The 23,476-nt window shown below is 67.3% G+C and carries 21 protein-coding genes; 1 reads left to right on the forward strand and 20 read right to left on the reverse strand.

The window, feature by feature from the left end; translation table 11 throughout:
• Positions 1 to 15: 15 nt before the first annotated feature.
• From IB225_RS12260 to IB225_RS12345, 18 genes are all read right to left on the reverse strand, one after another.
• On the reverse strand, positions 16 to 717 hold the full coding sequence (locus IB225_RS12260) for a transglycosylase domain-containing protein (RefSeq protein ID WP_192311504.1): 702 nt from the start codon (positions 715 to 717) through the stop codon (positions 16 to 18).
• A 13-nt stretch (positions 718 to 730) separates the two neighbouring features.
• Positions 731 to 1,690, reverse strand: coding sequence for an acetyl-CoA carboxylase carboxyltransferase subunit alpha (locus tag IB225_RS12265; protein WP_192311505.1), 960 nt, complete (start codon positions 1,688 to 1,690; stop codon positions 731 to 733).
• Between the two features lie 96 nt (positions 1,691 to 1,786).
• Positions 1,787 to 5,344 carry a DNA polymerase III subunit alpha gene (gene dnaE, locus IB225_RS12270; protein WP_192311506.1) on the reverse strand — a complete coding sequence of 1,186 codons (3,558 nt, stop codon included), beginning with the start codon at positions 5,342 to 5,344 and terminating at the stop codon, positions 1,787 to 1,789.
• Positions 5,345 to 5,540: 196 nt separating this feature from the next.
• Positions 5,541 to 5,945, reverse strand: a complete 405-nt coding sequence (locus IB225_RS12275) for a hypothetical protein (RefSeq protein ID WP_192311507.1) — start codon at positions 5,943 to 5,945, stop codon at positions 5,541 to 5,543.
• Positions 5,946 to 6,095: 150 nt separating this feature from the next.
• A complete protein-coding gene (gene rnhB / locus IB225_RS12280; RefSeq protein ID WP_192311508.1) occupies positions 6,096 to 6,701 on the reverse strand; it encodes a ribonuclease HII in 606 nt (201 codons plus the stop codon).
• A 147-nt stretch (positions 6,702 to 6,848) separates the two neighbouring features.
• Entirely contained in the window at positions 6,849 to 8,051 is a 1,203-nt protein-coding gene (lpxB, locus tag IB225_RS12285) for a lipid-A-disaccharide synthase (protein WP_192311509.1), read from the reverse strand.
• Positions 8,051 to 8,839 (reverse strand): acyl-ACP--UDP-N-acetylglucosamine O-acyltransferase, encoded by a 789-nt coding sequence (lpxA, locus tag IB225_RS12290; RefSeq protein ID WP_192311510.1) that lies wholly within the window; start codon positions 8,837 to 8,839, stop codon positions 8,051 to 8,053. Before lpxA ends, lpxB begins: the two co-directional genes overlap by 1 nt.
• Before the next feature lies 1 nt (position 8,840).
• A complete protein-coding gene (gene fabZ / locus IB225_RS12295; RefSeq protein WP_192311511.1) occupies positions 8,841 to 9,296 on the reverse strand; it encodes a 3-hydroxyacyl-ACP dehydratase FabZ in 456 nt (151 codons plus the stop codon).
• Positions 9,296 to 10,315 (reverse strand): UDP-3-O-(3-hydroxymyristoyl)glucosamine N-acyltransferase, encoded by a 1,020-nt coding sequence (gene lpxD, locus IB225_RS12300; protein WP_192311512.1) that lies wholly within the window; start codon positions 10,313 to 10,315, stop codon positions 9,296 to 9,298. Before lpxD ends, fabZ begins: the two co-directional genes overlap by 1 nt.
• A gap of 116 nt (positions 10,316 to 10,431) precedes the next feature.
• Positions 10,432 to 12,918, reverse strand: coding sequence for an outer membrane protein assembly factor BamA (gene bamA / locus IB225_RS12305; protein WP_192311513.1), 2,487 nt, complete (start codon positions 12,916 to 12,918; stop codon positions 10,432 to 10,434).
• Positions 12,919 to 13,040: 122 nt separating this feature from the next.
• On the reverse strand, positions 13,041 to 14,417 hold the full coding sequence (rseP, locus tag IB225_RS12310) for an RIP metalloprotease RseP (RefSeq protein WP_192311514.1): 1,377 nt from the start codon (positions 14,415 to 14,417) through the stop codon (positions 13,041 to 13,043).
• A 13-nt stretch (positions 14,418 to 14,430) separates the two neighbouring features.
• Positions 14,431 to 15,618, reverse strand: coding sequence for a 1-deoxy-D-xylulose-5-phosphate reductoisomerase (locus IB225_RS12315; RefSeq protein ID WP_192311515.1), 1,188 nt, complete (start codon positions 15,616 to 15,618; stop codon positions 14,431 to 14,433).
• 2 nt (positions 15,619 to 15,620) lie between these two features.
• Positions 15,621 to 16,481 (reverse strand): phosphatidate cytidylyltransferase, encoded by an 861-nt coding sequence (locus IB225_RS12320; protein ID WP_192311516.1) that lies wholly within the window; start codon positions 16,479 to 16,481, stop codon positions 15,621 to 15,623.
• The gene (gene uppS, locus IB225_RS12325; protein WP_192311517.1) at positions 16,478 to 17,236 is read right to left on the reverse strand and encodes a polyprenyl diphosphate synthase; all 759 of its coding nucleotides are present in this window, start codon (positions 17,234 to 17,236) and stop codon (positions 16,478 to 16,480) included. The genes IB225_RS12320 and uppS overlap by 4 nt, the downstream gene beginning before the upstream one ends.
• 8 nt (positions 17,237 to 17,244) lie before the next feature.
• Entirely contained in the window at positions 17,245 to 17,802 is a 558-nt protein-coding gene (gene frr, locus IB225_RS12330) for a ribosome recycling factor (RefSeq protein ID WP_192311518.1), read from the reverse strand.
• A gap of 77 nt (positions 17,803 to 17,879) precedes the next feature.
• Complete coding sequence (locus IB225_RS12335) at positions 17,880 to 18,809, reverse strand: cation diffusion facilitator family transporter (RefSeq protein WP_192311519.1); 930 nt, start codon at positions 18,807 to 18,809, stop codon at positions 17,880 to 17,882.
• Between the two features lie 73 nt (positions 18,810 to 18,882).
• Positions 18,883 to 19,608: a UMP kinase gene (gene pyrH / locus IB225_RS12340; protein WP_192311520.1), complete on the reverse strand. Its 726-nt coding sequence runs from the start codon at positions 19,606 to 19,608 to the stop codon at positions 18,883 to 18,885.
• 52 nt (positions 19,609 to 19,660) lie between these two features.
• Positions 19,661 to 20,020: a cupin domain-containing protein gene (locus tag IB225_RS12345; RefSeq protein ID WP_192311521.1), complete on the reverse strand. Its 360-nt coding sequence runs from the start codon at positions 20,018 to 20,020 to the stop codon at positions 19,661 to 19,663.
• Positions 20,021 to 20,086: 66 nt separating this feature from the next.
• On the opposite strand from IB225_RS12345, the gene IB225_RS12350 reads away from it, so the two are divergent.
• Positions 20,087 to 20,782: an AIM24 family protein gene (locus tag IB225_RS12350; protein ID WP_192311522.1), complete on the forward strand. Its 696-nt coding sequence runs from the start codon at positions 20,087 to 20,089 to the stop codon at positions 20,780 to 20,782.
• Between the two features lie 21 nt (positions 20,783 to 20,803).
• Here IB225_RS12350 and IB225_RS12355 read toward each other — a convergent pair whose 3' ends face one another.
• Together IB225_RS12355 and tsf are read right to left on the reverse strand one after the other, a co-directional pair.
• Positions 20,804 to 22,294 (reverse strand): GGDEF domain-containing protein, encoded by a 1,491-nt coding sequence (locus IB225_RS12355; RefSeq protein WP_192311523.1) that lies wholly within the window; start codon positions 22,292 to 22,294, stop codon positions 20,804 to 20,806.
• 207 nt (positions 22,295 to 22,501) lie between these two features.
• Positions 22,502 to 23,380, reverse strand: coding sequence for a translation elongation factor Ts (gene tsf / locus IB225_RS12360; protein ID WP_192311524.1), 879 nt, complete (start codon positions 23,378 to 23,380; stop codon positions 22,502 to 22,504).
• Positions 23,381 to 23,476: the final 96 nt, after the last annotated feature.

Raw genomic sequence — 23,476 nt, forward strand, 5'->3', positions numbered from 1 at the left:
GCCCCTGTCGCGAGTCTACGGGATCGAGGGCGTCCGGACCGGTGCGGGGCAGGGCTGCGACCGCAACCGCGCGAGGGCAGGTGCGACGTCCGGATCGGCCAGGCCGGCCTGCGCAGCGGCCCAGCGATATCGCTGGGCGAACCGCTCCGGATGGCAGTCAGGATCGTAGTAGGCCGGGCCTTTCATCAGGGCGATCAGCAGGAGCCGCTCCTCGGCGATCAGGTCGTCCAGCGGGTGGCCGTACCAGACTTGTGCTGCTTGTTCGATGCCCGTGGCACCGCGGCCGAATCCGCCTTCCGCCAGTACCGTATCGACCATCCGGTCGAGACCCCACTGACGGCTGACGTGGAGGGTGGCCGCCAGGCCAACGAGATGTCGCCGCGTCGACCCGGGCGGTGGCGATCGCCGCAATGTCAGTGCGCGGCTCGCATAGCCGAGCAGCCTCAGCTGGGAGCCGGGGGGTTCGCGTTGCTCGCCGGAGAGGTGCCACAGCCAGTAGCCCGGGAGGCTCACGGGATTCAGGCGCGGCACTTCTTCGATGCCGCCGGCCTCGACCTTGAGGTACAGCGCACGCAGGTCGGGCGGGGCGCGATAGTCGGTCGGCTCGGCGTCCTCAGGCAACGCGGACGCGCCGACCGCGTACAGACCGAAGCACAGCCCGACGACCAGCGTGGCGAGGACCAGCAGGGTACCGAGGAGGGCTTTGATCCAGGCCATCCCCGGTGGCGACTCAGGCGGCTTCGTAAGCGCCGTAGCCGCGCAGGCGCGCGTAGCGCTTCTGCAGCAGTTGGTCGACCGGGAGTTGTTCCAGCGCGTCCAGTTCATTGAGCAGCACGGCCTTCAGGCGTACCGCCATCTGTCGCGGATTGCGGTGCGCACCGCCGATGGGTTCGCGCACGACCTTGTCGACCAGGCCCAGGCCATGCAGGCGCTTGGCGGTCAGGCCGAGCTGCTCGGCGGCGTCCTTGGCCTTGGCGGCGTCCTTCCACAGGATAGAGGCGCAGCCTTCCGGCGAGATCACCGAATAGGTGCCGTACTCCAGCATCAGGGTGCGGTCGCCGACGCCGATCGCCAGCGCGCCGCCGCTGCCGCCTTCACCGATCACCGTGCAGATGATCGGGATCTTCAGCTCGGCCATTTCCATCAGGTTGCGCGCGATGGCTTCGGACTGGCCGCGTTCTTCCGCGCCGACGCCCGGGTAGGCGCCCGGCGTGTCGATGAAGGTCAGCAGCGGCAGCTTGAAGCGCTCGGCCATCTTCATCAGGCGTAGCGCCTTGCGGTAGCCCTCGGGGCGCGGCATGCCGAAGTTGCGGGCGATCTTGCTCTTGGTGTCGCGACCCTTCTGGTGGCCGATGATCATCACGCTGCGACCGTCGATGCGGCCCAGGCCGCCGACGATGGCGCTGTCGTCGGCGAACGCACGGTCGCCGGCCAGCTCCTGGAATTCGTCGCAGAAGACCTTGATGTAGTCCAGCGTGTACGGCCGCGCCGGATGGCGCGCCAGTTGCGACACCTGCCACGGCGACAGGTCGCGGAAGATCTGCGCCGTACGCACGCGCAGCTTGTCCTGCAGGGCGTGCACCTCGGCATCGACATTCACCGCCGGGCCGGTACTGGCGGCGCGCAGGTCCTGGATCTTGGCTTCCAGGTCGGCGATGGGCTGTTCGAAATCGAGGTAGTTCGGATTCATCTGCGGGCCATGGGCCGGAAAGGGGGGAAGTGTAGCCGAAGCGGTCCGGCGGTCACGTACGGGGGGGTAGGGCCGTGATGGCGCGCACGTGGCGCGTCAGTTCGCCCACGGCCGGTTGAACGCGGGCTTGGCGGCGCGCACACCCGGCATCGAGCGGAGGGCATCGAGCAGCTCCGCGTCCACGCGCACTGCTTTCTGGCCGTTGAGGTCCAGCATGCCGGCGATGGCGGCGTCGCTGGTCGCCATCAGCAGGTCCAGGCGCAAGGGCGTGCCGCCCGGGCGATGGCGCGACAGCAGCGCGTCGACGCGCTCCCACAGGCCGGGCACGCGCAGGTCCAGGCGCAGCTGCAGGCGATGCGCATGCTGCTGGCACAGCTGGGCGTAGTCCCACACCTGGCGGATGCGCAGGCTGTAGCCACCACTGAACTCGTCTTCGCGCAGGCCGCCCTTGATGACCAGCACGCGGTCGCGCGTCATCAGCGCGCCGAACTCGGCCAGCGCGTCGGAGAACGCGCTGCATTCGATGCGGCCACGGCCGTCTTCAAGTTGCACGAAAACCTGGCTGTCGCCCTTGCGGCGGATGCCGACGACCTGGCCGGCGACGAGCGCGTTGACTTCCGGCCGCCAGCCTTTCTTGTCGCCGCCGGACGAGCTGGACCAGATGCGGTCCAGTTCGCTGAGGTCGCTGCCGACCAGCGAGCGCAGGTCGTCGCGGTACGGATCCATCGGATGGCCGCTGAGGTAATGCCCCAGCGTCTCGCGCTCGCCATGCAGTACCTGCATCAGCGGCCATTCGTCGGTGACCTGCAGTTCGACGTGGATGTCGTCGCCGCCACTGCTGGAACCGAACATGTCGACGATGCCGGCGCTGCGGTTCTTGCTGATCTGGTCGATGGCCTTCAGCACTTCCGGCAACTGCAGCGCCAGCGAGGCGCGGTTGCGGCCCAGTGCATCCAGCGCACCGGCGTTGATCAGTGCTTCCAGCGCACGCTTGTTGAGCTTGGACGAGTCGACGCGCTTGCAGAAATCGAACAGGTCGCGGAACTCGCCGCCCTCGCGTCGCGCCTCGACGATGCTCTCGCACACGCCCTGGCCGACGCCCTTCACTGCGCCGAGGCCATAGCGGATGGTGTTCGCATCGGTCGCCACGAACATGAAGTCCGAGTGGTTCACGTCGGGATGCTGCACGTTCAGGCCGAGGCCGCGTGCCTCGTCGAGGAAGCCGACCACCTTGTCGGTCTTGTCCATGTCCGAAGACAGCGTGGCCGCCATGAACTCGGACGGGTAATGCTTCTTCAGCCAGGCCGTCTGGTAAGCGACCAGCGAGTACGCGGCGGCATGCGACTTGTTGAAGCCGTAGCCGGCGAACTTCTCCATCAGGTCGAAGATTTCATCGGCCTTGCGCTCGACCACGCCGCCCTTCGCGGCGCCTTCGCGGAAGATCTCGCGGTGCTTGGCCATTTCGGCCGGCACCTTCTTGCCCATCGCGCGACGCAGCAGGTCGGCGCCGCCCAGCGAATAGCCGCCGACGATCTGCGCCATCTGCATGACCTGCTCCTGGTAGACCATGATGCCGTAGGTCTCTTCCAGCATGGTCCGCGTGCGCGGGTCGGGGTACTCGAATTCCTCGCGTCCGTGCTTGCGTTCGACGAACGACGGAATCATGTCCATCGGGCCGGGACGGTACAGCGCGTTCAGCGCGATCAGGTCCTCGAAGCGGTCGGGCTTGGCTTCCTTAAGCGCACGCCGCATGCCGGTGGATTCGAACTGGAACACCGAGCCGGTATTGCCGTTGGCGAACACGTCGCGGTAGACGCTGGCGTCGTCGAGCGGGATGGTCGCGATGTCCACGGGCGGCACGCCCGCGCGCGCATGGCGCACGTTGATCGCCTTCACCGCCCAGTCGATGATCGTCAGCGTGCGCAGGCCCAGGAAGTCGAACTTCACCAGGCCGACCGCTTCCACGTCGTCCTTGTCGAACTGGGTGACCGGATTCTTGCCGCGCCCGCCTTCGTCGTGTTCGGCGAACAGCGGGCAGAAATCCGACAGCGGCGACGGCGCGATCACCACGCCGCCGGCGTGCTTGCCGGCATTGCGGGTGAGGTCTTCCAACTGGCGCGCAAGATCGATCAGGTCGCGGACGTCGTCCTCGTCGCGGTAGCGGTCGATCAGTTCCTGCGAGGCGGCTTCGCTGCTGCCTTCGCCCATCGCGTCCTTCAGCGATACGCCGAGGATGTTCGGGATCAGCTTGGCGACGCTGTCGACCAGGCCATACGGGAAACCGAGCACGCGGCCGGCGTCGCGCACCACGGCCTTCGCCGCCATCGTGCCGTAGGTGATGATCTGGCTGACGCGGTCGCGGCCGTACTTGCGTGCGACGTAGTCGATGACTTCGTCGCGCCGGTCCATGCAGAAGTCGATGTCGAAGTCGGGCATCGACACGCGTTCCGGGTTGAGGAAGCGCTCGAACAGCAGCCCGTACGGCAACGGGTCCAGGTCGGTGATCTGCAGCGCCCACGCCACCAGCGAACCGGCACCCGAGCCACGACCGGGGCCGATCGGGATGCCGTGGTTCTTGCCCCACTGGATGAAGTCCGCCACGATCAGGAAGTAGCCGGGGAAGCCCATCTTGCAGATGGTGTCCAGCTCGAAGTCGAGTCGCTGCTCGTAGTCCTCGCGCGTATGGCCGGGCGCCAGCGGATTCTTCTCCAGGCGCGCCTTCAGGCCATCGTGCGACTGGCTGCGGATCCAGCTGTCCAGCGTTTCCTCTTCCGGCACCGGATAGGCGGGCAGGAAGTAGGTGCCCAGCCGCATCTCGATGTTGCAGCGCTGCGCCAGCGCCAGCGTGTTGTCGATCGCGTCGGGCACGTCGGCGAACAGCTCGGCCATCTGTTCGGCCGACTTCATGTACTGCTCGGCGCTGTAGTCGCGCGGGCGCTTGGGATCGTCCAGCACGCGGCCGGACGCGATGCAGACGCGCGCTTCGTGCGCGTCGAAATCGTCCGGCGACAGGAAGCGCACATCATTGCTGGCGATCACCGGCAGGCCGCGCGATCCGGCAGCGTGCAGGGCGAACGCGTTGAACGCCTCCTCACCGTCGCGCTGCGTGCGCGTCAGTTCCAGGTGCAGGTCGTCGCCGAACGCGCGCTGCCAGTCGGCGAGTTGCTGTTCGGCCAGGTCATGGCGACCGGTCAGCGCCAGCCGGCCGGCCTGGCTCTGCCGGCCCATGATGGCGAACAGGCCTTGGTGGTCGGCGCGCAGCCATTCGGGATCGATGGCGACGCCATCGGTGCGGTGGCCTTCCATCCACGCGCGCGACAGCAGCCGCGACAGCGACAGGTAGCCTTCGCGATCGCGGCACAGCAGCGTCACCGGCCACGGCGCATCCGTGCCATCGGCCACCAGCAGGTCGGCACCGGCGATGGGCTTGATGCCCACGCCCTCGGCGGCCTTGTAGAACTTCACCAGCGCGAACAGGTTGTTGCGGTCGGTGACCGCCAGCGCGGGCATGCCCAGTTCCACCGCCCGGCTCAGCAGATTGGCCTGCTTGGCTTTCTTGGGATCGGCGTGATCCGGTTTCTCGGGCACGCGGATGATCGAATCCGCGAGCGAGAACTCGGTGTGCAGGTGGAGGTGGACGAAACGGGAAGACATGCCGGCTCGGAGTGCTGTCGGGGCAGCGTACCGGCGGGGGTGGGGTGGGGCAAGGCTTGACATTCCGGCGTCGCGGAAGGGGTCTGGAAAGACAAAAAAAGAGGCCGCCCGGGGAAAGGCGGCCAGGGGGAAACCCGAGGGCTCGGGGTGCTGTGGGCACGGCGGTCAGGCCGTGCCGGGTGTCTGCAGGTATGGATCAGTGGATGCGGAACATCGGGACCGGTTCAGGGACGTAGCTGCTGAACCGGACGTGGCGCAGGTGGGAGGCGAGCGCCGCTTCGGCGTTGCGTGCGGCCAGCCAGTCGGCACGGGTGTAGGTCACGGCGTCGGGCGGACAGCCACGCAGCTCCGCTTCGAGCGTGCGCAGGCGACGGAAATCCAGGTAGTGGGCGGTTTCGTCGGCGACCAGCAGCCAGGTGGCTTCGTCGAGCAACGCAACGCCATCGCGGAGCGAGGCCGCGGCCTGGAGCAGCCGCGTGCGCAGGGCGACGTCCTGGGACCAGTCGCGATCGGCCAGCAGGCTGCGCAGCAACTGCACGCGCGCGTCATCGACCGGACGCGACGGATGGGGGGAAGAAACAACGGCATGCAACACGGTCATGGCGCACCTCGTGGGGGAAGAGGGCTCCCGGCGCAGGGAACGCGGGATGCCATGCCATGTTGCGTATCGAGCGTGTCGTGCGCGCCTGCTGGAAGCCATCGTGACCATGGGCACCGTGCCGATGGTCACGCGCTTCCGACGTGCGCGAAATCAGCTGCGGATCAGTGCCCTGCGCACAGGCGCGAAGCTTTGCCGGTGATGCGCACACGGCCCATGCTGCGCCAGCGCGGCGAGATGTGCGGGCGTGGGATAGCCCTTGTGCACGTCGAAGCCGTACTGCGGAAACGACGCATGCAACTGCACCATCATGCGGTCGCGCGACACCTTCGCCAGGATCGAGGCCGCCATGATCGCCGGTTCGATGGCGTCGCCACCGACCAGTGTCTCGGCGATGCAGTTCAACCCCTTCGGTGCACGGTTGCCGTCGATGCGGACCAGCTCCGGCAGCGGCTGCAGCGCGGCGATGGCGCGACGCATGCCCTCCATCGTTGCCTGCAGGATGTTGAGGCGGTCGATTTCCTCGGGCTCGACGAAGATGACCTGCCAGGCGAGCGCGCGTTCCTGGATCAGCGGGAACAGCGCTTCGCGCTTCGCTTGGCTGAGCTGCTTGGAGTCGTTCAGGCCGGCGATCGGGCGCGCGTCGTCCAGGATCACCGCGGAAACGGCGACCGGCCCGGCCAGTGGCCCGCGACCGGCTTCATCCACGCCGGCGATCAGTCGGACGATGGTATCCGGAAACAGCGAAGAGCCGGTCATCAGCAAAGGCTTTCTGTAGGAGCGACGTGAGTCGCGACCGCGAGAATGACGTCGACGTAGTGCCTTCTTCTGACAAGAGCGAATGGCAAGGTGTCTTGTGTAGCGGGCGATGACGGCTTCGCAGCACTCATGGATAGTGGTCGCGACTTACGTCGCTCCTACAGGGGAGACGATCAATGTTGCCACCGCCGCGGCCGCGCTCGCCGAGGCATCCTGCCGCAATTGGTCATGCAGACGCACGTAGATCGGCTGCAAGGCGGCGACCGCCTCCGGCTCGTTGAACCAGCGCATGATCGCTGCCGACAGCTGCTCGGGCGTGCAGTCGTCCTGCATCAGCTCCGGCGCGATGTCCTCGCCCGCCAGCACGTTCGGCAGCGCATAGCGCTCGACCCTCAGCAGCCCCAGACCCTTGACGATGCGGTAGGTCAAAGGCGCGATGCGATAGCCCACGACCATCGGCCGCTTGCACAGCATCGCTTCCAGCGTCGCCGTACCGGAGGCCAGCAGCACGACATTGCTGGCGATCATCGCGTCGCGGGCGTGTCCGTCAAGCAGGCGCCACGCAGCTTCGGCGCCGTGTGCGGCGAACTGCGCTTCCAGCGCCTGGCGGCAGGCTGCGTTGGCGGCCGGCACGACGATCTGCAGACCGGGGATCTGTGAAGCCACCTGGCGCGCTGCCTCGAAGAACGCGGGTGCGAGGCGGCCGATCTCGCCGAGGCGGCTGCCCGGCAGCACGGCGAGCACCGGGGCATCACCAGGCAGACCGAGCGCGGCGCGTGCGGCGGCACGATCCGGTGCCAACGGAATGTCGTCCGCCATCGGATGGCCGACGAAGCGCGCATCCACGCCATGCTTCGCATAGATAGGCGGTTCCATCGGGAACAGGCAGAGCACGCGGTCCGTGCTGTGGCCGATCTTCTCGGCACGCTTCTCGCGCCAGGCCCAGACCGACGGACTGACGTAGTGCACGGTGCGTACGCCGCGCTCCTTCAGCCAGCGCTCGATGCCGAGATTGAAGTCGGGGGCATCGATACCGACGTAGACATCGGGTTTCCAGTCGAGCACGCGCTGGCGGAAGGCCTTGCGCAGGCGCAGCAGGCGCGGCAGGTGGCGCAGCACTTCGGCCAGCCCCATCACCGCCAGTTCGTTCGCGTCGAACCACGTCTCGCAGCCGGCAGCGCGCATCGCATCGCCGCCGATGCCGACGAACTCCGCATTGGGAAAGCGTGCCTTCAAAGCTGCGATCAGGCCGGCGCCGAGGCCATCGCCTGACGCTTCGCCCGCACACAGTGCGATGCGCAGCGGAGAAGCGGCGGGAGTCGCGTCGCCGGGCTCCCGTCGCGGGTCCATCAGCGTTGCAGCGGCCGGTCGCCGCTTTCGATGAACTGCAGCAGCGCCTTCACGTCGTCGCTGGCCTGGGCCTGTTCCGCCAGTTGCTGCTTGGCTTCCGCCAGCGGCAGGCCGGCGACGTACAGCGTGCGGTAGGCGCGCTTGATCGCCGCGATGCGGTCGGCGTCGAAGCCGCGACGCTTGAGACCTTCGCTGTTGATGCCGCGCGGGCGACCGGACGCTTCGCCCGCCACCATGGTGAACGGCGGCACATCACCGCTGAGCAGCACGCCCATGCCGATGAAGGCGTGCGCGCCGACGCGGCAGAACTGGTGTACGCCGGCGAAGCCGCTCATGATCACCCAGTCCTCGACCGTCACGTGGCCGGCGAGCGTGGAATTGTTGGAGAACACGCAGTGGTTGCCGACGATGCAGTCGTGCGCCACGTGCGTGTAGGCGAGCAGCATGTTGTCGCTGCCGATGCGGGTGATGCCGCCGCCGGTACCGGTGCCACGGTTCAGCGTGACGAACTCGCGCACCTCGTTGCGGTCGCCGACCACCAGTTCCACGCGCTCGCCCTTGAACTTCTTGTCCTGCGGATCGCCGCCGATCGCGGCATGGCCGACGAAGTGGTTGTCACGACCGATGCGCGTCGGGCCGGTGACCGTGCAGTGCGGGCCGATCACCGTGCCGTCGCCGATCTCGACCTCGGGGCCGATGTAGGCGAACGGACCGACACGCACGCCTTCGCCGAGCACCGCACCGGGATCGACGACCGCGCTGGGATGGATGGCGGTGGGGGCGCTCATCTCAGCGGGTGTCCTCGGCGCACAGCACGTCGGCGCAGGCGACCTGTTCGCCGTTGACCGAGGCCACGCCGGTGTAGAAGGCCATGTTGCGGATCAGCCGCTTCAGGGTCACGTCCAGGTCCAGGCGATCGCCGGGCACGACCATGCGGGTGAAACGCGCATTCTCGACCTTCACCATGTAGAACATGCGGCCCGCGGTATCGCCCTGGTGCGAGAGCTGCGTCAGCAGGCCGCCGGCCTGCGCCAGCGCCTCGATGATCAGCACGCCTGGCATGATCGGGCGGTCCGGGAAGTGGCCGGTGAAGAAGGGCTCGTTCTGGGTGATGTTCTTGTACGCCAGCACGCGCTTGTCCTTCTCGAACTCCACCACGCGGTCCACCAGCAGGAACGGATAGCGGTGCGGCAGCAGCTTGCGGATGGTGGTCGCGTCGATGGGTAGTTGCAGATCTAGAGTCATCAGGTTTCCTTGTCGGCTGCCAGCACCCGTCGTGCGAGGGCGTCCAGTTGCTTGAATCGGGCGGCGTTCTTGCGCCAGGTACGGTTGTCGGTGAGCGGCGTGCCGCTGGAGTATTCGCCGGGCTCGGTGATCGAACTGGTGACCAGCGACATGGCGGTGACCACCACGCGGTCGCAGATCTCCAGGTGCCCCAGCACGCCGGCGGCGCCGCCGATCAGGCAGTAACGGCCGATGCGTGCACTGCCGGCGGCGGCGCTGCAGCCGGCCATCGCGGTGTGCGCGCCGATGCGGACGTTGTGGCCGATCTGGATCTGGTTGTCGAGGCGGACGTCTTCTTCCAGCACCGTGTCGTCCAGCGCACCACGGTCGATGGTGGTGTTGGCACCGATCTCGCAGTCGTCGCCGACCACCACGCCACCGAGCTGCGGCACCTTGATCCAGTGCCCGCTGTCCATGGCCAGGCCGAATCCGTCGGCGCCGATCACCGCGCCAGGATGGATCAGCACGCGCTGGCCCAGGCGTACACGTGTGACCAGGGTGACGCGGGCGATCAGCTCGCAGCCGTCGCCTACCACGCAGTCGTCGCCGATCATGCAGCCGGGGCCAAGCACACTCCCGTCACCGACGATGCTGCGCGCACCGATCACGGTGAAAGGACCCACGTGCGCGCCGGGCGCAACGCGGGCGGTCGGATCAATGACGGCACTGGGATGTATGCCGGGCTCGCGCGCCGGCTTGCGCTCGAACAGCGCGGCCATCTTCGCGAACGCGGTGTAGGGATCCTTGGCGACCAGCACGGCACCGGCCGCCTCGCCGGCGTCATCCGCGCGCAACACGACCAGGCTGGCCCGGGAGTCTGCCAGCTGGCCGCGATAGCGGCTGTTGGCCAGGAAGGCGAGTTGCCCCGGTTCGGCTCGTGCCAGCGTGGCCACGCCGTCGATGCGCAGGTCGGTTGCGCCGCGCAGCTCCAGGCCAAAACGGGCGGCCAGGTCACCGGAGGTGAAGGAAGGAGGATTCATAGGGCGCGTAGTTTAGCCCCTGCCGCCGGCGAACCGCTTTCACGGTGGCGTATGGTGGACAGCAGAAGGGGGGCTTTCGCCCCCCTTCGTGACCCTTGCGTCGCTTGCCGGCGCGGTCAGAACGCGCCACCGAAGGTGAACTGCAGGCGCTCGAGTTCGTCGCCGTCTTCCTTTTTGAGCGGGAAGGCGTAACTGATCGAGATCGGTCCGACCGGGGCGCGCCACAGCAGGGCCACACCGGTGGAGGCGCGAAGCTCGCCGGCATCGAAGTTGTCGACGCCATCGAACACGTTGCCGAAGTCGAAGAACGCAGAGACGCGCGCCGCGTTGGAGTCGAACAGCTTCGGGAAGATCAGCTCGACCGAACCGGTGGTCTTCAGCGAACCGCCCAGCGGCTGCCCACGGTAACCCGAGATGACTTCCGAGCGCGGACCCAGCGTGTTGTCGCGGAAGCCGCGGACCGAACGCGTACCGCCGGCGTAGAAGTTCTCGAAGAACGGCAGGCCCGTGGCGACCAGGGTGGTCACCAACTCGCCGCCATCCGCGCAGGTGCCATCTGCCGACGGGGTGGTAGTGGTGGCGTTGGTTTGGCCCGGGATCTGCGGATCGGAGCCGCTCACGCGGCACAGGTAGCGGTAGGTGTCGTCGCCATAGCTGTCGCCGTAGCCGATCTCCGCACGGGTATTCAGTACGAACGATGGGCTGAGCGACCAATACTTGGAGAACTCGTAATTGAGCTTGTAGTACTGGACGGTCGAGCCGGGTAGTGCGATTTCTGCCGACACGCGCTGGTAAGTGCCGCCCGTGGGCATGAAGTAGTCGTTGCGCGTATCGCGCGCCCAGCCCAGTTCGGTACGCCACGCATGGAACGTGCGCTGGCCCACGGCGTCGATGTAGTTGATGATCGAGCGCGGGGTCGAGCCGCCGAAGGTCAGGATCTCATTGCTGTCGATGCCGAACAGCAGCGAGACGGTGTCGTTCTCGGTGATCGGCAAGCCAAGGATGCCCTGCGCGGCGGCGCTGGTGGTCGAGTACTGGGCGGTGTTGAAGTCCGAATAGTCGAACTCGCGCCACCACAGGTTGTAGCCCAGTGACATGCCTTCGTCGGTGAAGAACGGGTTGGTGTACGAGAACGAGTACCGCTGCAGGTAATCGCTGCGCTGCGCCTCGACAGCCACGCGGTTGCCGCCGCCCAGGAAGTTGTTCTGGGACAGCTGGATGGACGTGGTCAGGCCGGACAGCTGCGAATAACCCAGGCCGAACACGAAGCTGCCTGACGTGGTTTCCTTGACATTGAAGACCACGTCGACCTGGTCGTTCGTTCCCGGGACCGGCGTGGTCTCGACGTCGACCGTTTCGAAATAGCCCAGGCGGCGCAGGCGCACGCGCGAGCGGTCCACGGCCACCTGCGAGAACCAGCTGCCTTCGAATTGACGCATTTCGCGACGCATCACTTCGTCGGACGTGCGCGAATTGCCCTTGAAGACGATGCGGCGCACGTTGACGCGCGGGCCCGGTACCACCTGCAGGTTGATCGCGACGGTACGGTTCTCGCGGTCAACGGTCGGGATCGGATTCACCTGCGCGAACGCGTGGCCGATGTTGCCCAGCGTGGCGGTGATGGAGTCCGCCGTCATCTCCAGCAGGATGCGGGAGAATGTCTGCTCGGGCTTCACGATCACCAGCTTCTCGATCTCTTCCTTCGGCAGCACCGTGTCGCCGGTAACCTTGACGTCGGAGATCTTGTACTGCTCGCCTTCGGTGATGCCGGCGGTGATGAACATGTCGCGCTTGTCGGGGCTGATCGACACCTGGGTGGAGTCGATGGCGAAGTCGACGTAACCGCGGTCCAGGTACCAGGAGTTCAGGCGCTCCATGTCGCCGGACAGCTTCTCCTTCGAGTACTGGTCGTCGCGGCGATACCACGACAGCCAGCTGGTCTCCTTGGATTCCCAGTTCTCCAGCAGGTCTTCCGTCTCGAACTTGTCGGCACCGACGACGTTGACGTGCTTGATCTTGGCGGCCTTGCCTTCCTTGACCGCAATGGTGACGTCCACGCGATTGCGGTCCAGCGGACTGACGGTCGGCGTGATCTCGACGTTGTATTTGCCGCGGTTGTTGTACTGGCGCACCAGCTCCTGCGTCACGCGGTCGAGGCTCAGCCGGTCGAAGGTTTCGCCTTCGGCCAGGCCGATGTCCTTGAGGCCGGAGGTCAGGTCTTCGGTCTTGATGTCCTTGTTGCCGGTCAGCGTCAGCTTATTGATGGCCGGACGCTCGGTGACCGTCACAACCAGGATGTCGCCCTGGCGGTCGAGCTTCACGTCCTCGAAGAAGCCGGTCTTGTACAGCGCGCGGATCGACTCGCTGATGCTGGTCGACGTGACCAGGTCGCCGCGCTCGATCGGCAGGTAGGTCAGTACGGTACCCGTCGAGATGCGCTGCAGGCCATCGATGCGGATGTCGGCCGCGGTGAACGAAGCGTTGCTCAGCGGCGCGGAGGCCACGGGCGCGGCAGCGGGTTCCGTCGTCTGGGCCAGTGCCGGCATGGCGATGGCCGAAGCCAGGGCGAGGGCAAGCAGGCGGCGGGAAGGCAGTCGCGTCATCATCACATCCGGTTGGGGTGGTTCCTGCGGTGCAGGAGTGGACTGCGGGGCAGCAGTCCGGGGTGTCGCCAGGAGAGGGGCGGCGACCTTGGAGCGGGCCGGCCCATGGAAGTTCAGGGGCATCAGGTCACCAGACGCGTCATCAGACGCAGGATGTCGTTGTAGAACGCCAATCCCATCAGGCCTGCCAGTGCCGCCAGGCCCACGTATTGTCCGGCCACCATGTGGCGCTCGCTCAAGGGGCTGCCCTTGACCAATTCAATAAGGTAATACAGCAGGTGCCCGCCGTCCAAGACGGGGATCGGCAGCAGGTTGATGATGGCCAGGCTCAGGGACATCGCTGCCAGGAACCAGAGGAACCAATCCGGCCCACGCTGGGCCGAGACATTGGCGACCTGGGCGATGGTGATCGGCCCGGACACGTTCTTCAGCGAGGCATCGCCGGTCAGCATGCGGCGGATCATGCCCAGCGAGTCTGAGGTCAACTTGCCGGTCTCGCGCAGCGCCGCCGGGACCGCCGCCAGCGGACCGAAGTGAAGTCGGGCGTCGTAGGCGGGCATCTGCATCTTTTCGGGGGGTGCCAGGCCCAGCGCCCAGTAGTGTCCCTTGCCGGCGTCGGGGTGCTTGGTCCAGCGCGGCTCCATTTCGAAGGCCAGCCGTTCACCGGCGCGGTCCACTTCGACCATGGCGGCGCCGCCACGCTTGCCCAGGGCGTCGACCTGGCGGGCGACATCGCTGAAGCCGTACACGGGCTGGCCATCGATCGCGGTCACCACGTCGTCCACCTTCAGCACGCCATCGGCGGCCGAGTTCGGCGTGACCTTGCCGATGATGGCCGGCTGGACTGCGTGCTGCCAGGTCAGGCCGCTCAGGCCGACGGCGTTTTCCTGGTCGAAACCGGCAGGCAGCCGGGAGAGCGGGAGGGTGCGCGTCACGATCGAGCCGGAGGCCGTTTCGACCTCGAGGGGAAGGTCGTCGCCATCGATGGCCGCCTTGGTCAGCACGATGGACGCGTCGGTCCAGGTGTCGATCGTGCGGTCGCCGGCCCGGACGATACGATCGCCCCGCTCGAAGCCGGCGTCGGCGGCAATGCCCGAGACGCTGCCCAGCGTGGCGGAGTAATCCTGCTTGCCGAGTACGAACATCGCCCATAGCAGGATCACGCACAGCAGGATGTTCGCCACCGGCCCGGCGGCGACCACGGCGATGCGCTGCCAGACGGACTTGCGGTTGAAGGCCTGGTCGAGCTGGGCCGCCGGGACATCGCCCTCGGCTTCGTCCAGCATCTTGACGTATCCGCCCAGCGGGATCGCGGCGACCGCGAACTCGGTGCCATGGCGATCGCGGCGCGACCACAGCGGCTTGCCGAAGCCCACGGAGAAACGCAGCACCTTCACGCCGCAGCGGCGCGCCACCCAGTAGTGGCCGAACTCGTGGAACGTGACCAGCACGCCCAGCGCCACGATCATCCACCAGATTGAGCCCAGCACTTCACTCATCGGATGTCGGCGCTCATGGGGAGAGGTGGCCTGCGAGGTTGCGTTCGGTCAGGTGGCGCGCCTGTGCATCGGCCGCCAGCAGGACCTCCAGCGAATCCGCCGGCGCCGCAGGCAGCGCAGCGAGGGCGTCCTCGACCAGCGCGGGGATGGATAGGAAACCGATCCGGCCCTGAAGAAAGGCTGAAACTGCGACTTCGTTCGCAGCGTTCAGCACCGCAGGCGCGGTGCCGCCCGCCGCCATGGCCTCCCAGGCCAGGCGCAGGCACGGGAAGGCATCGGTGTCCGGCGCCTCGAAATCGAGCCGCGGGTGCTTCAGCAGGTCCAGTCCGCCCACGCCCGAGTCGATGCGATCGGGCCATCCGAGGCCCACCGCCAGCGAGGTGCGCATGTCGGGCAGCCCGAGCTGCGCGAGCGTGGAGCCGTCGACGAATTCCACCAGCGAGTGCACCAGGCTTTGCGGGTGCACCAGCACGTCCAGACGCTCGCGTCCGACACCGAACAGGTGGTGGGCTTCGATCAGTTCGAGGCCCTTGTTCATCAGTGTGGCCGAGTCCACGGAGATCTTGGGACCCATCGACCATTTCGGATGGGCCACGGCCTGCTCGCGCGTGACCCGTGCCAGTTCGGCGCGGCTGCGCCCGCGGAACGGCCCACCCGACGCGGTCAGCACGATGCGGCTGACGTCGCGCTGAGCCTGTCGTGAACGCAGGCATTGGAAGATGGCGTTGTGCTCGCTGTCGATCGGGATGATCTCGGCGCCCGCGGCGTCCGCCGCGGCGGTGACCAGTTCGCCGGCGAGCACCAGCGATTCCTTGTTGGCCAGCAGCAGGCGCTTGCCTGCGCGGGCGGCGGCCAAGGTGGACGACAGGCCGGCAGCGCCGACGATCGCGGCGACCACGGTGTCGCAGCCTGCGTCGGCGACCAGGGCATCCAGGGCACGCATGCCCGCATGCGCTTCCGTGGACAGACCGGCTTCGGACAGACCATCGCGCAGGCGCGCATGCAGGGTTTCGTCGGCGATCACGGCATGGTCGGGCCGGTGCACGATGCACAGCGCGAGCAGCGCGTCCACGTTGCATCCGGCCGCGAGTACGCTGGCGCGGTAGCGTTCCGGGTGGCGCGCGATGACGTCCAGCGCGGACGCGCCAATCGAGCCCGTCGCGCCCAGGATCGCCACGTTGCGGGGAGCCTGCATGGCCATGCTCAGAATCCGAAGACTTCCTTGCCCAGCACGAAGATGGGCAGGGCGGCCAGCACGCCATCGATACGGTCCAGCACGCCGCCATGGCCCGGGATCAGATCACCCGAGTCCTTCGCGCCGACGTGCCGCTTGAGCAGGCTTTCGAACAGATCGCCGACCACCGAGAACAGCACGGTGAACACCGCTACGACCAGGACGCCGGCGAGCTGGCTGACGCCTGCGCCGGCAATCAATGCGCCGACTGCCGCGACCAGCATGCCCGCGGCCAGTCCGCCCACCAGACCTTCCAGTGTCTTGTTGGGGCTGATCCGCGGCGCCAGCTTGCGGCCGTTGAACCAGCGGCCACCGAAGTGGCGCCCGGCGAAGTAGGCGCCACTGTCGGCCGCCCACACGATGGCCAGCGCCACGAACAGCCAGATGTGCCCGTTTGGCTGCGATGAGTGGATCAGGCCCAGCGCACACCACGCAGGCACCACGGCCAGTGTGCCGGCGGCCAGCTTGAATACGCGGGCCCAGGTTTCGTGATCGGAGGCGAAGCTGAAGAAGCGCAGCCACAGCAGCGCAAGCAGCCACCAGACGACGCCGACCAGGGCCATCAGGCGCAGTGGCACCAGATCCGTGGCGTCGCCGGAGCCCCGTGACGCCCAGACCAGCGCGACCATTACCAGCAGATTGGCGGTCAGCAGCACGGTGCGTTGCAGGGTGTCGTCGATCTCGGCGAGCTTGAACCACTCCCACAGGCCCACCAGGAACACCAGCGCGGCCAGCATGGCCAGCCAGGACGTGGGCAGCAGCAGGATCGCGCCGATGGCGAATGGCGCCATCACCAGCGCGGCGATGACACGGGTACGGGTCGCACTCATGCAGGGGAGTCCTCGGTGGCGCTGCCGGCGACCTGGGCACTGGTCAGGCCGAAGCGGCGCTCGCGCTGTGCGAAGTCGTCCAGTGCGCGCTGCAGCAGCGCGGCATCCAGGTCGGGCCACAGCACATCGGTGAACCAAAGTTCGGTATACGCCAGCTGCCACAGCAGGAAATTGCTGATGCGGTGGTCGCCACCGGTGCGGATGAAGAGGTCCGGCGGTGGCAGGTCGGCCAGTGCGATGTGGGCGCCCAGCGCGGCTTCGTCGATGTCTTCCGGCCGCAGCCGGCCGGCCGCGACGTCGGCGGCCAGCGCACGGGCTGCCTGCGCGATGTCCTGGCGACCGCCGTAACTGGCGGCGATAACCAGGTGCAGGCGTGCGTTGCCGCGGGTCAAGGCTTCGGCGGCATCCATGCGGGCACGGATATCGGGCGAGAAGCGGGCGCGGTCACCGATGAAGCGCACGCGCACTTCGCGCCGGTGCAGTTCGTCGACCTCGCGGTCCAGCGCGTTGAGGAACAGCTTCATCAGTGCGCCGACTTCCTCTTCGGGCCTGCCCCAGTTTTCGCTGGAGAACGCGAACAGGGTCAGCGCGCCGATGCCGCGCTCCAGGCAGAAGTCGATGCAGACGTTGACCGCTCGCGCGCCGGCGCGATGGCCGATGACGCGCGGGCGGCGGCGGCGCTCCGCCCAGCGCCCGTTGCCGTCCATGATGACGGCCAGGTGGCGGGGTACGGACGCGGGAACGGCAGGGGACATGGCAGTCCTCAGACCGCCATCAGTTCCTGTTCCTTGGCCTTGACGACGTCATCGACGTCCTTGATGGACTTGTCGGTGAGCTTCTGGATCTCGTCTTCGGTCCGGCGCTCTTCGTCTTCGGTGATCTGCTTGTCCTTCAGCAGGTCCTTGACCTGCTGGTTGGCGTCGCGGCGGATGTTGCGGATCGCGACCTTGGCGTCTTCACCCTCACTGTGGACGACCTTGGACAGCTCCTTGCGGCGCTCCTCGGTGAGGGCGGGCAGGTTCAAGCGGATGGTGGTGCCGGCGGTGTTTGGGGTCAGGCCCAGGTCGGACGCCAGGATGGCCTTTTCGACCGCACCGACCATCTGTTTTTCCCACGGGGTGATGGTCAGCGAGCGGGAGTCGGAGATGGTCACCGTGGCGACCTGGCTCAGCGGCATGTCCGAGCCGTAGTAATTGACCTTCAGGTGCTCCACCAGGGCGGTGGACGCACGACCGGTGCGGACCTTCACCAGCGTGTGGCGGAGCGCCTCGATGCTCTTGGTCATGCGCGCCTGCGCGTCTTTCTTGATGTCGTTGAGCATCGCCCTTTCCGTTGCAAAGCCTGTAAACGACCGATTATAGGGCGATTCGGGGCCGTTGCCGACCGCCGGCGGGCCGTTCAGTGCGAATGATGCGGCGCCGCATCGTGCAGGTCGTGACCACAGCCGGCGCCCCGTTCGATCTGCAGCGTGGCGTGATTGATGCCGAAACGGTCGTCCAGCGCGTGCACGGTGGCGTCGATGAAGGCGTCATGGTCGTCCTCGCGTGCGCGTACCAGATGCGCGGTCAGGGCGATCTCGTTGGCGCCCAGCGACCAGATGTGCAGGTGATGCACGGCCGACACGCCGGCCTGTTCCAACAGGAAGGTGCGGACTTCGTCCGGGTCCACGCTGCCCGGCACCGCATCCATGGCGGCGTCGAAACTATCGCGCAGCAGCCCCCACGAACCGATCGCGACCACCAGTGCGATCAGCAGCGCCGTGGCCGGATCCAGCCAGGCCCAGCCCAGCGTCGCCATGCCCACACCTGCCATCACCGCGGCGAGCGACACCGCGGCATCGGCCATCAGATGCAGGAAGGCACCGCGCTTGTTCAGGTCGTGCGCATGACCGTCCTTCACCAGCCAGGCGGCGCCCAGGTTGACCAGGATGCCCAGCGAAGCGATCACGATGACCGGCGTGGCGGGAATCTCGGGCGGTGCGCTGAAGCGCCGGACCGCCTCCCAGCCCAGTGCGCCGGAAAACACCACCAGCAGCACGGCATTGGCCAGCGGCGACAGCAGGGTCGCGCGCCGCCAGCCGTAGGTGTGTCGGCCGCTCGGCCGGCGGCCGGCGAGGGCGGCGGCGCCCCAGGCCAGCGCGAGGCCGAGGACGTCACCAAGGTTGTGCAGGGCGTCGGACAGCAACGCCAGCGAATTGGTGTGGAAGCCGTAACCGGCTTCGAGGACGGTGTAGGCCAGGTTGATCAGCGTGACCCAGGCGAAGGTCCGCGTGGCCGATGCCTGTGGATGGGCGTGCGCGCCATGGCCGTGGTGGTGTCCGTGTCCCATGGGGAACTAGGGTGCCGGCCTGGCGCGGCCGGACACTATTACAGCGAGGCGCCTGATCGGGCGCCCGGAGGCCTCAGTTGCGGCCCTTCACCAGCGTGCCGATGTGTTCGCCGCGCAGGATCCGCATCAGGTTGCCGGGGACCGACAGATCGTAGATGCGCAGCGGCACGTCGCTGTCGCGGCACAGGGCGAACGCGGCGGTGTCCATCACCTGCAGGTCGCGGGCGATCACGTCGTCGTAGGTCAGCTGGTCGTAGCGGACGGCGTCGGTGTGCTTGCTCGGGTCCTTGTCGTAGACGCCGTCCACCTTGGTGGCCTTCAGCAGCAGGTCGGCGCCGATCTCGATCGCGCGCAGTGCCGCGCCGGAGTCGGTTGTGAAGAACGGGTTGCCGGTGCCCGCGGCGAAGATCGCGATGCGGCCCTTTTCCAGGTGGCGGATGGCGCGGCGGCGGATGTAGTCCTCGCACACGTCGTTGATCTTGATGGCGCTCATCACGCGGCACTTGGCGCCCAGCTTTTCCAGCGCATCCTGCATGGCCAGTGCGTTGATGACCGTGGCCAGCATGCCCATCTGGTCGCCGGTGACGCGGTCCATGCCGCCGGCGGCCAAGCCGGCGCCGCGGAAGATGTTGCCGCCGCCGATCACCAGGCCCACTTCGGCGCCGGCATCGCGCGCTTCGATGATCTCGCGGGCGATGCGGGTGATGACGGCCGGATCGATGCCGTAGTCCTCGGCCCCCATCAGCGCCTCACCGGACAGTTTGAGCAGGATGCGGCGATAAACGAGGGGAGCGGGCATGGGATTCTCGGCGTGGGGGCAAACGTTGTAATTCTAGCCGAGTGCCCGGCCCTCAGTCGCCGGGTTCATAGATCGCGTAGAGCTTGCGCGCGGTTTCCAGCACTTCCCAGATACCGGTGAAGCCCGCCGGCACCACGAAACTCTGGCCCGCCTCCAGCGTCACCACCTCTTCACCGTCGTCGCTGCGCAGGCGGACGCGCCCGCTGAGCAGGTGGCAGAACTCATGCTCGGAGTACTGCACGCGCCAGGCACCCACCTCGCCTTCCCACACACCGCAGTGGAACCGTTCGTCCTGCGACGAGTAGGCGTTGCCGACGGCCTGCTGCGGCTGGCCTGCCACCAGGCGTTCGGGGGCGATTGGCGCGCGACTGGCTTCATCCGGTGTGTGCGGTACGGGAACGATGCGGGTCATGGGCGCTACCTGGAGGGCGGGGTGGCTATGATGGCGTCCTCTTTTCACTGTCATCAAGGAACGACCATGGCCGTGCGCACCCTGCAGGAATTCATCGCTTCGTCCCGCGAAAAGGACGCCAGCCCAGAGGCCTTCGAACTGGAGAGCCCGCACCTGCTGGAGGTACGGCTGAACGGGCTGGTCTGGGCCAAGGCCGGCGCGATGGTCGCGCGCAAGGGGGCGGTGAAGTTCACCCGCCAGGGCGTCCTGGAGCAGGGCTTGGGCAACCTGCTGAAGAAGGCGGTCAGCGGCGAAGGCATGCAGCTGATGAAGATCGAGGGGGAGGGGCGCGTCTACCTGGCGGATGCCGGCAAGCGCATCACCCTGCTTCGATTGGCGGGCGAGGCCATCTTCGTCAACGGCAACGACGTGCTGGCGGTCGAGTCGGGCATCGAAAGCCGCATCACGATGATGCGCAAGGTGGCCGGCATGCTGTCGGGCGGGCTGTTCAACGTACGCCTGAGCGGCCACGGCATCGTGGCGATCACCTCGCACTACGAGCCGCTGACGCTGCCGGTCAACGCGCAGACCGGTCCGGTGTTCACCGACCCCAACGCCACGGTGGCGTGGTCAGGTGGCCTGACGCCGGAAATCATCACCGACATCTCGTTCGGCACGCTGCTGGGTCGCGGGTCGGGCGAAAGTATCCAGCTGCGGTTCGCGGGCGAGGGCTGGGTGGTCGTGCAGCCCTACGAAGAAGTGGCGCTGCAGCCGCGGCAATAACCGCAGGCTGCCGCCGGGGACTCAGGCGCTGGCGCCCACCGAGACGCGGTTGCGCCCCTCGCGTTTCGCGCCGTACAGCGCCTCGTCGGCGGCCCGCAACAGGTCGTCGACGTGGCGGAACTGCTCCAGCGCACCCTGTGTGGCGAGTCCTGCCGAGAAGGTGATGTGTAGCGGCTGGCCGTTGACGTGGGCCATGGCGGCGCCGGCGACTTCCGACAGGATGCGCCGTACCACATGGGCGGCGGCCTCTTCGTTGATGCCGGGCAGGACGACCAGGAACTCTTCGCCGCCGTAGCGGGCGACGATGTCGCTGCTGCGCACGTGCCGCATCAGCGACTTGGCGAAATTGCGCAGCACTTCGTCGCCGACCAGGTGGCCCCAGCGGTCGTTGACCTGCTTGAAGTCGTCCAGGTCGATGAAGGCGATCGACAGCGGCCAGCCGTGGCGCGTGGCGGCATCGAACTCCTTCTCCAGCACTTCTTCCAGCTGGCTGCGGTTGTAGGCGCCGGTCAGCGGATCGCGGCGGACTTCCTCGGCCAGGCGTCGCGCCCGGTCCTCATGCTCGTCGGCTTCCTTGCGCGCACGCGCGGCTTCCTGGATCTCGCGCAGGTTGCGCACCACCAGCAGTTCGCGCGCCTGTTCCAGCAACGCCTGGATACGCGCCGGCGGTGCAGGCGGCACGTCGAACATCGCGCAGACTTCGGGCAGGGCGGCAATCATGTCCTCGGTCAGCGCGAGGAAGGCGGCATAGTCCAGCCCGAGCCGCGTCGCGGCCTGCAACGCGGCGTGCCGGTGGGCTTCCTCGGTGCGGGCTTCGTCCATGCCGGCAATCCAGATGTCGGCGACATGGCCGGACACTGCGACGCAGGCATTGAAGGTGGTGTCGGAGGCGGGCGTTTCGCTCTCCATGATCGCTTCACGCAGCAGCGCCGGCAGGTTCCATTGCCGCGCCAGCCAGCCACCGACGACGGCGTGGTCGCAGCCCAGCCACTCGCGTTCGGCCGCCAGCAGCGCCGCGTTGTCCTCGGAGCGTTCGACCAGTTGCGCGTACTCGTCGCCCAGGACTTCCAGCAGGGCAAGTACACCGATGTCCTGCAGCAGGCCGGCCAGCATCAGCTCTTCGGCCTTGCGCAGGCCGGCGTGCTGGCCCAGCAGGCGGCACGCCAGTGCGGCAATCACGCTGCGCCGCCAGACGCGCTCCTGCGCGACCGGATGGGTGCCGCTGCCGCAGCGCGCCAGCGAAAAGCCCAGTGCCAGCGTCAGCGTCGCGTTGAGTCCCAGTACGGTCAGCGCCTGCGACAGGTTCTCCACCCGGCGACGGCTGGCGTAGAGCGGGGAATTGGCGATGCGCAGCATGCGCGCGCTCAACGCGGCGTCCAGGCCGATCGCATCGGCTGCCGTCGCCATCACCACCTCGGGATCCTGCGCCAGTTCGATGATGCGCAACGCCACGCCCGGCGGGCTGGGCAGGTTGCGGCAGTTCGACAGCTGGGATTCGAGTTCGGGACGCATCCGGGTGCGCACTACGTTGAAAGGAAAGTTGCAGGCAGCATGCCAGCAAAGCGTGACGGAATGTCACCTTTGTACACAATTTCGGCAAAGCAGCGACAAACTTTAGTGGTGTACGACGAGTGGTCGCGCGTTTGCAGGTCTTCGCTGCAGGCAACAAAAAAAGCCGCGGTTTCCCGCGGCTTTTCCGGTGAAGCGATGGACGTCGGCTTACGCCAGGCCCGCCTGCTTCATCACTTCGGCGGCGTAGTCTTCCACCACCTTCTCGATGCCTTCGCCGACCACCAGACGCTGGAAGCCGATCACGTCGGCGCCGGCGGCCTTCACGACCTGCTCGACCGACTTGTCGCTGTCCAGCACGTACGGCTGGCCGTACAGGGTCACTTCGTTGACGATCTTGTTGATCTTGCCGGAGATGATCTTCTCCAGGATGTCGGCCGGCTTGGACTTGTCCTTGTCGGACATCTTCGCCAGTTCGATTTCCTTTTCCTTCGCCACGAACTCGGCCGGCACGTCGGCCGCCTTGTTGTGCGGCGGGTTCATCGCGGCGATGTGCATTGCCAGGCCGCGGGCCAGTTCGGCGTCGCCGCCCTTGACCTCGACCAGCACGCCGATCTTGCCGCCGTGGACGTAGGCGGCCACGTTGTTGGCGCTGTCGATGGCGACCAGGCGACGGATCTGCATGTTCTCGCCCAGCTTGGCGATGGCAGCGGCGCGGGCTTCCTCGACGGTCTCGCCCGAGGCCAGCTTGGCGCTCTTGAGGGCTTCGACGTCAGCGGCACCCGAGGTCAGCGCGGCCTGCGCGATGGCGTCAGTGAAGGCGATGAAGTTGGCGTCCTTGGCGACGAAGTCGGTCTCGGAGTTGATCTCGACCAGCACGGCCTTGCCGCCGTCCTGGGCCACGGCCACGCGGCCTTCGGCGGTGACGCGATCGGCCTTCTTGTCGGCCTTGGCCAGACCCGACTTGCGCAGCCATTCGGCCGCCGCGTCGATGTCGGCGTTGTTTTCGGTGAGCGCCTTCTTGCACTCCATCATGCCGGCGCCGGTGCGCTCGCGCAGTTCCTTGACCAGGGAAGCGGTGATTTCCACGGGATTACCTCGGTTAGCGAATTCGGTGGACGGAACGGGTTCCGTCCTGTCGTCTCCCGGCCGGCGACGCAGTCACGCGGCGGGGAAGGAAGCCGC

The organism is Pseudoxanthomonas sp. PXM02 (genome assembly GCF_014851805.1).
Classification (GTDB): Bacteria; Pseudomonadota; Gammaproteobacteria; order Xanthomonadales; family Xanthomonadaceae; genus Pseudoxanthomonas_A.